Source organism: Roseivirga spongicola (assembly GCF_034376045.1).
Lineage (GTDB): Bacteria > Bacteroidota > Bacteroidia > Cytophagales > Cyclobacteriaceae > Roseivirga > Roseivirga spongicola.
The window spans coordinates 3,704,082-3,718,650 of the sequence record NZ_CP139724.1; the positions used below are offsets into that span (position 1 = coordinate 3,704,082).

The following is a 14,569-nucleotide window of genomic DNA, read 5'->3' on the forward strand; positions in this document are numbered from 1 at the left end:
TTAGATAAGCAAAATTGATTAATACACTTAAATGGGACTTTTTGACTTTTTTAACAAGACAAATTCTTACAGCATTAATGATTTGGCTCATTATGGACTAGTGAAAACTTCAGAGGAAAGAAAAAAACAATCTGAAAATTATCTGCGGTCTATGAAATTCAAAGTAAACCCATATTTGCCAACAATTGAAGATTCCAAAATTGCCAAATTTCAAAGTGCTAGAAATATTGCGGTTAGAACTCAAATTTTAGGTGCGCTGACTGAAACAGCCTTTGATTTCTCTAGGTCAGAGTGCAAAGAATACCTCGAGAAACTCCAAATTTGGAATCAAGTTTCACCAGAAGAGAAAGCATACTTACTTCATGACGAGCCAAGTCATTCAAATATAGTTAGTATCTCATGGAGAATCGAAGCATGTTATACCCTGTATTGGTCATTGGGTTTAATTAAAGAACTTCCTTCGCCAAACCAAACGATAAATCTGCACGATGTTCAAGACCGAATAATCAGTTCCTTCGAATCTCAAGAACAATTCTTCAACTCGGTTGAATTGAGAAATCGTGAGGAAATACTGGACGAATGTGATTTCATTTATCGTTTACATAATTCGGTTAGAAGCTCAGTCTTCAATAATGCTAAAATTCCCCACGACTATGACCCAAGTATTATTTACGAACGTCATTATGCTTTAAACTGGGTAACCTGCTATCAAGACAATTGGGATGAGGTTACAACTGACACATAATCCTCACTTGAAAACCAACTTAGGCAGACTAAGAAATGTAATATTATTATCAATCCTCTTGAGCCTAATTAGTAGCTGCAGGATTTTCCCAAAGAAGCATTTTAGAAGTTCATTGGTTGTTGATAGAACTAGAATGATGGACACTTTAACCGTAAACATTTCGGGGATCGTGCTAGATGCCTGTATCAAGTAAAAAAACCAGGAGTCTAAATACGACTATCGATCAGTGATGACACTTTCGAAATAAGTTCTGATGTGAATGGCTACTTCTGTTTTGAACATATTCCAGCTAACCGTTATCATGTCTGCTCAATTTGTTGGTTACTATACACTTGATGATTCAATTTTTGTAGAAACTGAAGAGGCAATTAGGCTAAAAGTAAGCCTTGGCTATGACTGGTAAAACATCTTGACTTAATAACATCAGAACTTCCCAACCTTTCAACCCCATCACCTCTCCCCTTTCATTCACCTTCAGTTTTTGTTCAGTCGTCTAATAAACCCGTTAAAACACCTCTGAGGGTTTACTTTTGATATGTATTTAAACTGACAGACAAGTGAACAAGCGAAGTACATTAATCATCAAAAGAGCATTCGATATCGCCTTTGCTGGTATCTTGATTTTGCTCATCAGTCCAATCCTTATTTTGGTTTCAATCGCCATCAGATTAGACTCCAGAGGTCCTATTTTCTATTATTCATATAGAGTGGGTCAGAACTACAAAATCTTTAAGTTCTACAAGTTCAGATCTATGAGAACAGACGCTGATAAGCTCGTAGAAAACATGAAGCATTTGAATCAGTACGAAATTGAAGATCAGGTAGAACTTCAAGAGTACGAATTAGACAGACATGCCATTGCGTATTATGCTAATGACCCAATGATGATCACTGATGAGAAGTATGCTGATGTGAATCGCTTTGAGGACCATAAGAGTAAAGACAATGCCAACTCTTTTGTGAAGTTTAAGAACGACCCAAGAATAACGAGAATTGGTAGGTTCATCAGAAATACGAGTATAGATGAATTACCTCAGCTCTTCAACATTCTTAAAGGCGATATGTCTGTAGTAGGCAACCGCCCTCTGCCTTTATATGAAGCAGAAAAGCTTACTACTGACGAGCGTGTAGGACGTTTTCTAGGCCCTGCAGGACTCACTGGCTTGTGGCAGGTAACTGAAAGAGGTAAAGACAATGTAGACCCAGAAAACAGAGTAAAGCTAGACATTGAATATGCACAGAACCACAGCTTGTGGATGGATTTAAAAATCTTAGTTAAGACACCTATCGCAGCGCTTCAACACGAAAACGTTTAAGCCATGAAAAAGCTGTTACAAAACCTAAAAAGACCCAATTCGGGCCGTTCTTACATACCTTTTGTAGACGGAATACGGTTTGTGGCCATTTTACCTGTGGTTATTCTACATGCCAATGAAAGATTTCTCAGGTATGTTTATGGAGAAGAAAACCTAACCGGACTCAATGAACAACTCAACTATCTGATTAGTAGAGGCGCCATTGGAGTTATGATTTTCTTCGCACTAAGTGGTTTTGTTCTAGCACTTCCTTTTGCTAAAAGTGGCTATACTTTCAGTTATAAAAAGTACTTCACAAGGAGGTTAGAAAGGCTCGAGCCTCCTTACATTTTCTGGATGAGCCTTTTTGCCATCATCTTTATTATTAAATCGGGTATGGGTGTTGGAGAAATGGCAGGCCATTACTTCAGCAGTATTTTCTATGTTCACAATATTGTATACGCTGAATTCCCTGTAATCAATCCGGTGGCCTGGTCGCTTGAAGTTGAAATTCAATACTACATTATAGCGCCTTTTCTAGCTATTCTATACTTCAACCAGAAAGACCTTTCATTCAGAAGAATTTTTCTAGCCGCCCTTATCATTTTATTCATAGTATTCCAGCATGTGTTTGGCTTTCAATACCAGCCATTCAGAGCGTCAATCTTAGGGCAACTTCAGCACTTTTTAGTGGGGCTATTGGCCGCAGATCTATTCGTTCACTCTAAAAATTGGGTCAACAAAAAAGCCTACTTATACGACATTCTTGGAGTGGCAACTATTATTATGATGATGTTCACCTGGACAGACGATCTTGAAAAAGCATTGCTCTTTTCTACGGCCTTAATGGGCTTCTTTATAAGTACCCTAAAAGGGAAAATTGTACCTCAAATACTGTCTTATAAATGGATACCAGTTATCGGTGGTATGTGTTATACCATCTACTTAACCCACCTTCCTCTACTAGAACTCATTTATTCACTTATCGATAGAATTGGTTATTCAACGACATATTTCTCAGGTCTAACGATATCACTCATTATTACCCTGCCTATCATCTTACTTAGCAGTATAATCTTTTACACGGTCATCGAAAGACCTTTTATGAAGAAAGACGGCTTTCAGCAAATCCTTGAAAAAATCAAGAGCCGAATCAGTAAAAGGTTAGTGAAAACAGAACAGTAAGATGAAAAAGTTAACCACAATCCTTATCGCGCTAATGTCCTTCACAGGGCTGAGTTTTTCGCAGACAACGGCAACTCAACTTAAGGTAGAAAACCTTAGACCAGTTGAGGAGCTGATGGCCGTGGCCATTGGAAAGTCTTCTTCAATTAAGGCTTTAGAAATTTCTCAGTTGCAAACTGACCAGGAGATAGCCATGAAAAGAAAAAAGTGGTTACAGCATGTGTCATTAGCTGCCGGAGTAAATTATGGAAACGGCATTATGTCTGACCAACTTGTGGGCGACCAAAGTGGTACACGAGTTACTTACTTATCTAGACAAAACGTAACATATAATGTAGGACTAAATTTAAGACTTCCTTTCACCGAAGTAAGTTCAAGAAAACACGAGATCAAGATTCAACAACTTGAAATCGAAAAGTTAGACTACGAACAAGAGTCTGAAGAAGAGCTGATCAAAAAAGAGATTGTGAAGCTCTACTCAGACCTAAAACACTACATTAAATCTATTGAATTGCAGGCTGAAGTGGTAGAGTCTAACGAGATGTCTCTAACCGTTGCCGAAGGCTACTTTAAGTCCGGAAAACTTCCGCTAGAGCAATACAGAATGGCCATCGAATCGAACTTCTCTTCAAAGCTAGAGTTCGAAAAAGCTAAGAATGAAGCTTGGTTAGCCTACACTACCTTGAAAACCATTGTTGGAGAAGAAATCCTTAAGTAAGCCATGACTATCGTAGAAATTGTAAGACTGCTGGTTCGCTACTTCCACTTTATTGCCGGAACAGCCATAGTACTTGCTTGCTTGGTTTTCTACAGCACTAAGGATGGCAAGAAGGAGTATAACACTCATACCCTCCTGAATACTGGTTTAATTTCGGGCTACAGCATAGAGAGTAACTCAAGTGGAAGAGTAGATTATGCAAAGACCAACAACGAGCTTGAAAACCTTATCAACTTAGCCACCTCTTACGAGACCAATAAAGAGCTATCTGCCAAGTTAATGGCTCACTTATTATTGGCTAAAAGAAATGAAGAACTCAGAATACTACCTGATAACAGAGAGTACTTTGAGGAGACTATTGAACATTTAGATATTAACATTACTGATGCCGACTCTGAGATCTCGATTTACGAGAAGCTCGTAAGAATGAGAGAAAAAGATCAGTTCAACGAGGTATACCTTATTGCCAATTCTAAAAATGAATTCTTTGGCATAGAGCAGTTAGAAAACCTAATAGTAACCAGAGAAGGTAATAGTGATATGATCCGTATGGAATACACTTCGGTAGATCCATACTTAAGCCAGAAAACGTTAGAGTTGCTAACCGGCATATTTATGTCGAAGCAGAAGAATATTAAAGAAGGTCAAAGCGATTCTGTAATTGAATTTTTCCAGTCTGCGGTAAACAAATCTTCCGCAAAGTTGCAAGAAGCAGAAGACGCACTTTTAAAATTCAGAGTAAACAACAAAATCATTAACTACTATGAGCAAACCAGATTTATCTCTGGTAATAAGGAGGAGCTAGACAAACAGTATCAAGAAGAACTAAAAGTTTTAGCGGGTGCAAAATCGGCATTAGTTAAAATTGAAAACGATGTTGCCGACAAGTCAATCCTGGCTAGCCTCCAAACAAAATTGGCCGATAGCCGAGAGGTAATCTCTAAATACAGTGCAGAATTGGCCAGCTTAGAGTTAATTACGGACTCCATTCCTAGTCCTGAGGTTATTACTCAAAAAGCTATTCTGAACAATAAAATAGACTCCTTAAAGGGGCAAATGTCTAACACTGCAAGCGATCTTTTCTTTGTAAACCAAACTCCAGAAGGTGTAGAAACTAGAGACATCCTTACTCAATGGCTCAATTACACCATTATCAAAGAAGAGTCTGCTGCAAAGCTTACCGTTATGGAAGCCAGACAAGAAGAATATGAAAGAATCTACGATCGCTTTGCTCCACTAGGCTCAACCTTAAGCCGGTTGGAAAGAGAAATAGATGTTGCTGAAAGCGAGTATTTAGAGAACCTACATAGCTTTAACCAAGCCCGGCTACATAAGTACAGTATGATGATGTCTTCCAACATTAAAGTGATAGACGCTCCGTACTACCCTATTAAGCCAGAGAAATCTAAGCGAATGATGATGGTGATTCTTGCCTTCATGGTGGGAGCCATTTTACCTACTGCGGTAATTGTAGGAATGGAATTGCTAGACAGCACCTTAAAAAGACCTGAAAGAGCTTGTGACCAAACAGGCCTTAAACTAGGCGGAATTTTGCCTAGAGTTCGAAAAAAGCAGATCAATAAAATCAACTTCGAAGGTTTGAACAAACATGCACTTAATCACTTTATTCAAGAATTAAGGGCTGAGGTTAAGGGAGAAAGCAGACCTAAAAAGATTATACTTTTCAGCACTCAATATGGAGAAGGTAAATCTTACATCATTGAAAAAATCAAGAAGCACTTCCCTACCATAATGGATGAGAATGACCCAGAGTTCATTTTTGAAGAATTAGGGCCAATTATCTTCAAACCATACAAAGAAGAAGTGGTAACTGAAGGCGATGTACACATTTTGGTGGCCAGAGCTAATAGAAAATGGACAGCTTCAGATAAGCACAGTTTAAAGGTGTATAAAAAACTAGCTGGCAAAAAGCCTATACTCTTCTTAAACGCTGTTACTACTGAGGTAATGGAAGAAATAGTTGGAGATATTCCAAAGAAGCGAAGCAAGCTCAGAATGTTTGTAAAAAGACTTTTGACTCAAGGATTCAAACCAGCATCGATATGAAGAAGGTAATAGTTTGTCATAGTTTTCCTGCCTGGGACACGCCTTACATCAAATCTACTATTGAGCTGTTAAAGCAGCTCAGTAAAGACCACAGGGTCATCATGATAGATTATCACTATACTATCAAAGACCTCTTCTTCAATAAGTTTGCTCCAGTAAAAAACATTTTAGGCACAGGCAGCCGAATAAGAAATCAAATAACAGATCATGGAGAAATAGAGCTGATTTCTACCCCTCCTGTGCTTCCTATTAACTGGATAAAATCTGCAAAACTATATGACTGGGCAGCTAAGTTGAACAGCCGAATTGTTGGCCGCAGCATTAAATCTCAGCTCAAAAAGTTAGGCGTTGAGGAGTACACGCTTATCAATGCATTTAACCCTATTTTCGGTTATCATACTCGCAAATTCTTCAGTCCTAAGAAGAGCATCTATTATTGCTACGATGAAATTTCTGGCACTGATTGGTCAGGAAAACATGGAACGCACTATGAAGAAATTTACATGCCTTTGGTAGACGAAGTTATTTGCACAAGTACAACTTTACAGAGCAACAAGTTACCACTGGCCAAGCAAGTAAAGTTTATTCCAAATGGAGTGAATCTCGATATATTTCTGGCATCTCATAACGAGAAGTCTAAAGGTAACACTATTGGTTATGTTGGAGCAGTAGACAAAAGAATAGACTTTGAGTTGATCAGCTACTGCGCAGAAAATTTACCTGAGTATAATTTTGAGTTTTACGGCCCTGTAAGAACGGAGCTTCCTCCCCTGCCAAACAATGTCAGTTTCTTGGGTTCGATAGAGCAACACATGCTCCCAGACAAAATTCAGAACTTTGATGTAGGGCTTATTCCATTTGTAAAATCTAAGCTTACTGCAGCCATTTATCCATTGAAAATCAATGAGTATCTGGCCATGGGTAAACCTGTGGTGGCCTCCAACTTCTCCGATTTATCTGACTTTTCTAAAGTTGCAGAAATAGCCGATGGTCGAGAAGAATTCCTAAAAGCCATTAAAAGATCCATCAGATATAATTCTAGAATAAAAACTCAGAAGAGAGTTGAGTTTGCCAAACAAAATTCTTGGGCAAACAGAGCAAGAGAGTTTGCTGAGGCTATTTGATTACAAAGAATAGATTATACCTCAACCATAAATTTTGGTAACTGATGTATTCAAAATCCTTTCAGCATTAAAGGTGATTGCCTCTTAACCATCATTCGGAGGAAGTATATTTTGATGATAATCAGAAATATACGACCGAAGAATCTCCAGAGATAAAAGTTAATCAGAAGATTCTTCGCCCTGAATGCCGCCAAATAAGCCTACTACCCTCCAGAACTTCTGATTCACCAATTATCTGATTCAGCGGTTACTCATCGAAGATCCTTGTCAATTCACCGATTCTAAAAAAAACTACGCTCCAGACTTGGCACCTTTGCTTCGATGAATAGCAAGGAAACCATAACTGCACAATTTAGCGGTGCTTCCATTTTATCTACGCCAGTAGGCTGGATACTAATGATTGGTATTCTGGGTGTAAGCTTTCTGCTGTTCAAGTTTTTAGGAATTATTGGAGGAGCACTCCTTCTTGGTTTACCCATTTCTCTAGTTGTGCTTTCCATTATTTGGAACAACCCTAAGCTCGGAGTTTGGGGTAATATTATAATAGCGTTTTTTGGCGCTGGCATAGCTCGATATGTACCTGGCCCTTGGGGGCTTTTGGTAGATATTTTACTTGCTCTTTCTTGGCTCAGCGTAATTCTTAATAAAAAAGTTAATCCTAATTGGAAATACCTCAGAAACCCAATTGCTATTCTCTATACAGCTTGGATGCTGTTTTTAGTGTTTGAGATAGTCAACCCAAGTGGCAACGGACTGATTGCATGGTTTTATGCTATGCGCGGTATTGGTTTTTACCAAGCACTTACCATCCCGTTAATTTTTCTCTTTTTCAGAGAAGAAGAAGATCTAGAGAAGTTCATTAGATTATTAATATACTTCTCATTAATAGGCACTATTTGGGGCTTTAAGCAGCAGATTTTGGGTACCGATGCCGCTGAAGATCATTGGCTTTATGCTGAAGAACATCACGAGGAACATGTACTACACGGAGTACTCAGGGTATTTTCTTTTTATTCAGATGCAGGAAGTTTCGGTGCATCGCAGGCCATGATGTCATTAATGTGCGCCATCATGTTCATGGGCCCATACAAAGGAATAAAGAAATTCAAATACCTCGTTTTCGCAGTTATCTTCTTGCTCGGATTCGCCATTTCAGGCACTAGAGGTGCATTAGCCGTACCGTTAGCCGGTGGCATTGCCTACCTAATTCTCATTAAAAACTTTAGAATTCTGGTCGCTGGCTTTAGCGGAATGATTTTAGTGTTCGTAATTCTGAAATACACCTTTATGTTTCAGGGAGTGGAACAAGTGAGGCGTATGAGAACAGCGTTAGATCCTGAAAACAAATCACTCAGCGTTCGGCTAGAAAACCAAAAGACTTTTGCCCGCTACCTGGCTTCTAGACCATTTGGCGGAGGTATTGGAACAGCAGGTTTTTGGGGTGCAAGATTCAACCCAGACTCGCTAATGGCCAATACTGCCACAGATAGCTGGTTTGTAAAAATATGGGCAGAGACCGGACCTGTCGGGCTCACTTTTCACTTAGTTATTTTGGGCTTTACACTTGGCTATGGAGGTCATAAAATAATGAGTATGAGGAGCGAGAAACATCGAACACAAGCCTCGGCATTATATGCTATGTTCGCTGGTGCCATACTGGCTAGCTATGGTAATCAGGTGCTTATTCAAATGCCAACAGGGATTATCCTCAATTTTGCCATTCCTTTCATTTTCCTGATTGCCGAACGTGACCAAAAAGAATGGCTGAAGTCGGTAAAAAAAGCATCCAAGCTTAAATCATAATTCCTCCTATCTTTTAATAACAATCTGATTAGCTGGCCTTAAGGCTCACGTTAAACTTTGAACTATAAACTAATCAACGCCTACCCTTTTTCATTCATCGTTGATTTTCTCCCATTCATCTTAATACCCTGAAAGAGGGCTGTTTGCAGGGTACATTTGATTAAAAATAAGATCATGAAAACCCTCTTCGAAATCTTACTTGCTCCAGTACTCATCTACCTCACAGTTTCAGCACTCTATCAGTTTGTATTGGCTGTAGCTTCTAAGTACAAAACAAAAGATATTCAACCAGTACAAAATGGTTTGACGCGCTTCTTGGTATTAGTCCCTGCTTACAAAGAGGATGCTATTATAAAATATAGTACTGCTAAGAACATGTCGCTCAGATATGAGTACCCAAGAGGTCAGTTCGATTTGGTGGTTATTGCAGATCAACTTAAGGATGAAACCAAAAAGGAGCTGAAGCAACTTGGGGCGAAAGTCCATTCAGTAAGTTTCGAAAAAAGCACCAAGGTGAAATCGCTTCAGAGCGCTATTAAAGCATACGATAAGGGGTACGATGCGGTGGTAGTATTAGATGCTGACAACGTAATGGAGAAAGGCTTTTTATTCAAAGCCAACCAGTGGATTCAGTCTGGAGCTCGAGCAATTCAGGGGTTAAGAAAAGCAGCCAATAACAATACTTCTACTGCGTTAATGGATGGCCTTTCCGAAGCAGCCAATACCGAAATGCTTTGTAAAGGAGCTAACAGTTTAGGTTTATCTTCTAAGCTTTCGGGTTCGGCCATGGTTTTCAATTTTGAATTATTCAAGACTACAATTAATCAATGCGAAGCCATAGGTGGGTTCGATAAAGAAATGGAATTAATTCTCACCAGAAAGCGTGAGTTCATAGATTATACTGCCGATATGGCGGTTTTAGACCAAAAAGTAACCTCGACCAATGCCTTTACTAAACAAAGAGGAAGATGGCTAGAAGCCCAATATACCTTCTTCAAAAAATCGTTTGGTGAAAGCTTAAGTAATTTGGCAGAGGGAAATGTAGACTTTTTTCATAAAGTTATGCAGTTAGCGCTACCCCCGCGTGCAGTAGCGCCCTTTGCCATATTACTTTTGGTTGTTTGCGGTATACTATTGAACTCTTCGTTTTTAGGAGTAACCGCTACTATTGCCTTTGTAGGTCTTAGCCTCTCATATCTTTTTGTACTACCTACAGACCAGTTGTTTAAGCAATCGCTTAAAATTCTTGTGAGCATCCCAAAAATTGGTTGGGCTGCCATTAAATCGCTTAGTCAAATGAAAAAGTCTAAGCAAGAGTTCATTCATACGAAACACGAATTAATAGAAGCCTAATGTTTCAGGGAATGCCATGGCCTGCCGTACTACCTATAGCCATAATGGCCTTGGTATATGGTATAATGCTCTCGAAAAGGGAAGAAAAGCTGGCTGTAGATAAGAGGTTAAAAGAGTTGAAAAAGCTCAAAAAACAAAAAAAGTCATGAAACCGAATAAGTCGCTAAATATTCTACTTATCTCTAAAACCTTGCCTTGGCAGTTTAAAGGAGGTATTCAGACCCACTCTTGGGAGCTGGCTAAAGGCCTAGCTGCTATTGGACATAAGGTTTCCATTCTAAATGGCGGACCATACCGTTCTAAGGTAAACACCAAAAACATTGAAGGAATAGACGTTATTCAAGTCCCTTATTTCCCAGGCCGCTACATCAAGCCCATAAATATTGTTGCCGAAGAGTTCAGCTTTAATTGGTACGCCTTCAAGTGGGTTAAAAAGAATCATCAAACATTCGATATCATCCATGCTCAAGGCAGAAGTGGCTATTTGCTAAGCTTCAACAGAGACATTAGGTCTAGGCTCGTTAACACTGTTCATGGTCTTATTGACATCGAAAACAAAGGCAAAAAGTGGTATCAACTCAATCATAAACTTCATCATTCATTTACAAAAAAGGTAGAAGATAGACTTTATAACAGTGCTGCCGGTTTGGTTGCAGTTAGTAATTCTTTAAAACACGACTTATCAAATGCCCGTGCTATTCAAAAACCCATCAAAGTAATTTCTAACGGAGTAAAGAGCTTAGGACACTCTAGGTTTAAGCAAGATAAAAACGAAGCCAGATTCCTTTTTGTAGGTCGTTTACACCCAGTAAAAGGCATATCTAGAATTGTAGAACTGATGGATCAGGTAGACTCATGCGTGTACTTAGATATTATTGGTGATGGCAGCGAGAGAGAAAACATCGAAAAAATTATAGCCCAAAAAGGGCTACAGACCAGAGTCAGACTGCTTGGGGAGTATAGCAATGAAGAAATTCATGGCATGCTCCCCTATTACACTGCTTTGGTTTTGCCAAGCTTCTATGAAACGCAAGGCATTGTACTCTTAGAAGCTAACTCTGAAGGTATTCCTGTAATTGCTTCTGACCTAGATTCTATAAAAGAAACGATTCAGCATGGAGAAAATGGCCTTTTATGTGCCACAAATAAACCAATGCAATTTATAGATGCCATGAACTACCTCTCTAGAAACAGAAATGAGGCTAGAGTGATGGGCTTAAAGGGTAAATCTAAGGTAGAAGCTTATTATACCTGGGATAAAATTGCCCAACAAACTGAAAGACTTTACCATTCGCTTGCACAATGAAGCAGATCTTAAAAAGTAAATCGTTTACTAATACCGCCTTTTCTTTTGGTGGACAGATTGCCTTTTTATTGAGCAACTTCATTCTATTCATTTACATGGCGAAGGTTTATGATCAGGCTACCTTTGGTACTTGGGCACTTTTTATCACCACAGTCTCCATTTGTGATGGTTTTAGACAAGGTTTTGTTCAAAACGGATTAAGCCGACTACTTATACAGTCAGGCTTTGAGAAAACAGTGGTCAATACAGGAGCGGCACTCAACTTTGGATTAATGACAATCTTGAGCTTGTTGCTTTTAACATACGGTCTTATCAGCAACAACGAACTATCTGTACTTTATGCAAATGGATATAAAGTGCTTTGGGCATTGGGTACGCTCCAATTTTCAAATACTCTTAACCAAGCGGAAGAAAGATTCAAAAGGTATTTTACGTTCAACATCATATACCTAATCAGCTTTGTTAGCCTACTTCTAGGATACATTTATCTGTATAACCAGCCAAGTTTAAGTATGCTGATCAACCTAATTTGCTTGGCTTCAATACCACATTCAATTTTACTATTTGCGACAAAGCTTAACAGGTCATTGCCTAGTAAAAAAGTATTTACTCAACTATTTAGTTTTGGCAAATATGCTTCGGGCACTAACCTTTTATCCCTCCTTTTTCAGCGTGTAGATATTCTAATGATTGGCTACTTTCTGGGGCCATCTTCCGTGGCTATCTTCCATTTTGCCACTAAAATCATGAATTATGCAGAGCTTCCACTGCAAGCTTTATCCCAAGTCATTTATCCGAAAATTTCAGCAAGTAGTCATCAGAATTCAGGCACTGATCTAAAGAAAACATATGGTCAATCAGTTCTTTCTTTATTTGCTTTTGTATTACCGATAGCCCTTGTGTTGATCTTCTTTAACCATACTATTATTCAAATACTTGGAAACGAAAGCTTCCAGGAGGCATCTGTTATCATCATTCTGCTCAGCATAGCCTCAGTATTTAAGCCATGGGGAAGAGTATTCGGGCTAACGCTTGATGCGGTTGGTAAGCCGAGGGTAAATTTTTTAATGCTCTTATTAAGCTTAGGTATTAACGTAGTACTCAACCTGACTTTAATTCCTACTTATGGAGTTATAGGAGGTGCCATTGCAACGGCTAGTGCCATTGTAATTACCATTCTTATTGGACAATTAAAATTAAATAAAGAATTGAGTCTTCACCCTGTACACACAGTGGTTGAAGCGGCAAAAATGGTGTTCAAAAACAAAAATATCTCATCATGGAATTGACATTTGGAACAGCACAGATTTACACCAGTGAAAGAATGAAAAAAGCGCCAAAATTGGCTAAGCTCTTTCATAAAGTATTTGGATATACAAATGTTGGTAACTACGCCAGATTCACTGTTTTCAAAGAAATGGTCAAGAAAATACCTTTGAAAGCAGATGCAAAAATCTTAGATCTAGGAACTGGTTATGGCGAGTACAGTTTTAGTCTTGCTCAAGCCCTACCACAAAGCGAAGTACACAGTCTTGATATAGACAAAGAGAGAATTAATTCGGTGAACGAGGCTATCTCAAGAAGTGGTATAGAAAACATCAACACCCACTGCAAATTGACAGAAGATCTTGAGGAAAAAGAATTTGACTTTATCTTTTCAATAGATGTTTTCGAACACATTGCCCCTGAACAAATGCCTTTTAAAGCCGCTTATGACAGGTTAAAACCTGGGGGGCATTTCATGGTGAAGATCCCCTATGTAACCCAAAGAACAATATTCCCAGAAAAATATTTTGAAGACCATCACGAGTGGTTAGAAGATGAACACATTGGCCAAGTTTATGACCTTCATGGACTAGAAACCCGATTTATTGAAGAAGGATTCAAAGTGGTTCATGCAAGCTATTCAGACGGATGGTATGCAAGACTTGGTTGGGAATTGGCATACTTAGGTAAAAAAGCAGGAGTAATTGGTCAGATGCTTACTCTACCTCTAGCAAAAATGCTTATTCATTTCGATAGAATGTTTCATGTAAACACTTGGGGTAATGCTATTCAGGTAATTGGTATAAAAGAGAAAAAATGAACCCTTTAGTTTCCATTATTACGGTCAATTATAAGCAACAAGCTGTTACTAGCGAGCTGTTGCATTCAATTAGCAAACTAGGCTATCCTAACCTTGAAGTAATTGTAGTAGACAACTGCCAAGAAGGAGACGACACACAGAATTATCAGTCTATTTTACCTGGGGCTATAGTACTGAATGCCAAAGAGAACCTTGGATTTGCCGGTGGAAACAACTTAGGAATAGAAAAGGCCAAGGGAGATTACCTATTCTTGGTTAATAATGACACGGAGTTAGAAAACGGCCTAATTGAATCATTACTCAGTCGATTCACCGAACCAACCATTGGAGCCGTGTCTCCTGTGCTTAAATACTTTAGTCAGCCAGATAAGATTCAGTTTGCGGGTTTTACCCCTATAAACTCTCTTACTGGCAGAAATGAACTACTAAAAAACACGCAATCTAACTCACCTTACGAGACCCCCTATTTTCACGGAGCAGCAGTAATGCTAAAAAAAGAGGTAATTGAAAACTGTGGTCTTATGCCAGAACAATTCTTTCTTTATTACGAAGAGCTAGAATGGTCTAACATTATTAAGCAAGGTGGGTATAAGCTATTGGTAGACCCCGCTGTTCATGTATTGCATAAAGAGTCCATTTCTACAGGAAAAAATAGTCCTCTTAAACTGTATTACCAGACCAGGAACAGACTGCACTTTATGAGAAATAAAGGCAAGTTAAACTGGTTCACATTCGTTAGCTTCTTCCTTCTTATATCAACGCCTAAAAACTTCTTAAAACACCTTCTATTAAGAGAGTGGAAGCATTTGAATGCTTTTAACAAGGGAATTTCGGATGGTTTAATTCAGAAAAAATTCGGCTTTCGACCTATCTAATTCGTTCACCGA

13 protein-coding genes are annotated in these 14,569 nt (G+C 38.7%); all 13 read left to right on the forward strand.

What is annotated here, in order from left to right; translation table 11 throughout:
- The first annotated feature begins 31 nt into the window (after window positions 1-31).
- Window positions 32-745: a DUF4272 domain-containing protein gene (locus T7867_RS16505; RefSeq protein ID WP_322299576.1), complete on the forward strand. Its 714-nt coding sequence runs from the start codon at window positions 32-34 to the stop codon at window positions 743-745.
- Between the two features lie 259 nt (window positions 746-1,004).
- Window positions 1,005-1,148, forward strand: coding sequence for a hypothetical protein (locus T7867_RS16510; RefSeq protein WP_157717652.1), 144 nt, complete (start codon window positions 1,005-1,007; stop codon window positions 1,146-1,148).
- A 154-nt stretch (window positions 1,149-1,302) separates the two neighbouring features.
- Window positions 1,303-2,061, forward strand: coding sequence for a sugar transferase (locus T7867_RS16515; protein ID WP_273274365.1), 759 nt, complete (start codon window positions 1,303-1,305; stop codon window positions 2,059-2,061).
- Between the two features lie 3 nt (window positions 2,062-2,064).
- Window positions 2,065-3,225, forward strand: coding sequence for an acyltransferase family protein (locus T7867_RS16520; protein WP_068221887.1), 1,161 nt, complete (start codon window positions 2,065-2,067; stop codon window positions 3,223-3,225).
- Window position 3,226: 1 nt separating this feature from the next.
- A complete protein-coding gene (locus T7867_RS16525) occupies window positions 3,227-3,943 on the forward strand; it encodes a TolC family protein (protein WP_084375692.1) in 717 nt (238 codons plus the stop codon).
- A gap of 3 nt (window positions 3,944-3,946) precedes the next feature.
- Window positions 3,947-6,010, forward strand: coding sequence for a GumC family protein (locus tag T7867_RS16530; RefSeq protein WP_068221883.1), 2,064 nt, complete (start codon window positions 3,947-3,949; stop codon window positions 6,008-6,010).
- Window positions 6,007-7,134, forward strand: a complete 1,128-nt coding sequence (locus tag T7867_RS16535; protein WP_068221881.1) for a glycosyltransferase — start codon at window positions 6,007-6,009, stop codon at window positions 7,132-7,134. The genes T7867_RS16530 and T7867_RS16535 overlap by 4 nt, the downstream gene beginning before the upstream one ends.
- Before the next feature lie 321 nt (window positions 7,135-7,455).
- Window positions 7,456-8,937 (forward strand): O-antigen ligase family protein, encoded by a 1,482-nt coding sequence (locus tag T7867_RS16540; RefSeq protein ID WP_068221879.1) that lies wholly within the window; start codon window positions 7,456-7,458, stop codon window positions 8,935-8,937.
- A 174-nt stretch (window positions 8,938-9,111) separates the two neighbouring features.
- Window positions 9,112-10,290: a glycosyltransferase gene (locus T7867_RS16545; RefSeq protein ID WP_068221877.1), complete on the forward strand. Its 1,179-nt coding sequence runs from the start codon at window positions 9,112-9,114 to the stop codon at window positions 10,288-10,290.
- Between the two features lie 145 nt (window positions 10,291-10,435).
- Window positions 10,436-11,596, forward strand: a complete 1,161-nt coding sequence (locus tag T7867_RS16550) for a glycosyltransferase family 4 protein (RefSeq protein WP_068221875.1) — start codon at window positions 10,436-10,438, stop codon at window positions 11,594-11,596.
- The gene (locus T7867_RS16555) at window positions 11,593-12,885 is read left to right on the forward strand and encodes an oligosaccharide flippase family protein (protein ID WP_068221873.1); all 1,293 of its coding nucleotides are present in this window, start codon (window positions 11,593-11,595) and stop codon (window positions 12,883-12,885) included. The genes T7867_RS16550 and T7867_RS16555 overlap by 4 nt, the downstream gene beginning before the upstream one ends.
- Window positions 12,876-13,682, forward strand: a complete 807-nt coding sequence (locus tag T7867_RS16560; protein ID WP_068221871.1) for a methyltransferase domain-containing protein — start codon at window positions 12,876-12,878, stop codon at window positions 13,680-13,682. The genes T7867_RS16555 and T7867_RS16560 overlap by 10 nt, the downstream gene beginning before the upstream one ends.
- A complete protein-coding gene (locus T7867_RS16565; RefSeq protein ID WP_068221869.1) occupies window positions 13,679-14,557 on the forward strand; it encodes a glycosyltransferase family 2 protein in 879 nt (292 codons plus the stop codon). Before T7867_RS16560 ends, T7867_RS16565 begins: the two co-directional genes overlap by 4 nt.
- Window positions 14,558-14,569: the final 12 nt, after the last annotated feature.

Bases quoted from the DNA above. Each gene is read 5' to 3' on its own strand.
- T7867_RS16540 (WP_068221879.1), top strand. From the start codon at position 7,456: ATGAATAGCAAGGAAACCATAACTGCACAATTTAGCGGTGCTTCCATT.
- T7867_RS16560 (WP_068221871.1), top strand. From the start codon at position 12,876: ATGGAATTGACATTTGGAACAGCACAGATTTACACCAGTGAAAGAATG.
- T7867_RS16530 (WP_068221883.1), top strand. From the start codon at position 3,947: ATGACTATCGTAGAAATTGTAAGACTGCTGGTTCGCTACTTCCACTTT.
- T7867_RS16525 (WP_084375692.1), top strand. From the start codon at position 3,227: ATGAAAAAGTTAACCACAATCCTTATCGCGCTAATGTCCTTCACAGGG.
- T7867_RS16545 (WP_068221877.1), top strand. From the start codon at position 9,112: ATGAAAACCCTCTTCGAAATCTTACTTGCTCCAGTACTCATCTACCTC.
- T7867_RS16520 (WP_068221887.1), top strand. From the start codon at position 2,065: ATGAAAAAGCTGTTACAAAACCTAAAAAGACCCAATTCGGGCCGTTCT.
- T7867_RS16565 (WP_068221869.1), top strand. From the start codon at position 13,679: ATGAACCCTTTAGTTTCCATTATTACGGTCAATTATAAGCAACAAGCT.
- T7867_RS16550 (WP_068221875.1), top strand. From the start codon at position 10,436: ATGAAACCGAATAAGTCGCTAAATATTCTACTTATCTCTAAAACCTTG.
- T7867_RS16505 (WP_322299576.1), top strand. From the start codon at position 32: ATGGGACTTTTTGACTTTTTTAACAAGACAAATTCTTACAGCATTAAT.
- T7867_RS16555 (WP_068221873.1), top strand. From the start codon at position 11,593: ATGAAGCAGATCTTAAAAAGTAAATCGTTTACTAATACCGCCTTTTCT.
- T7867_RS16510 (WP_157717652.1), top strand. From the start codon at position 1,005: ATGGCTACTTCTGTTTTGAACATATTCCAGCTAACCGTTATCATGTCT.
- T7867_RS16535 (WP_068221881.1), top strand. From the start codon at position 6,007: ATGAAGAAGGTAATAGTTTGTCATAGTTTTCCTGCCTGGGACACGCCT.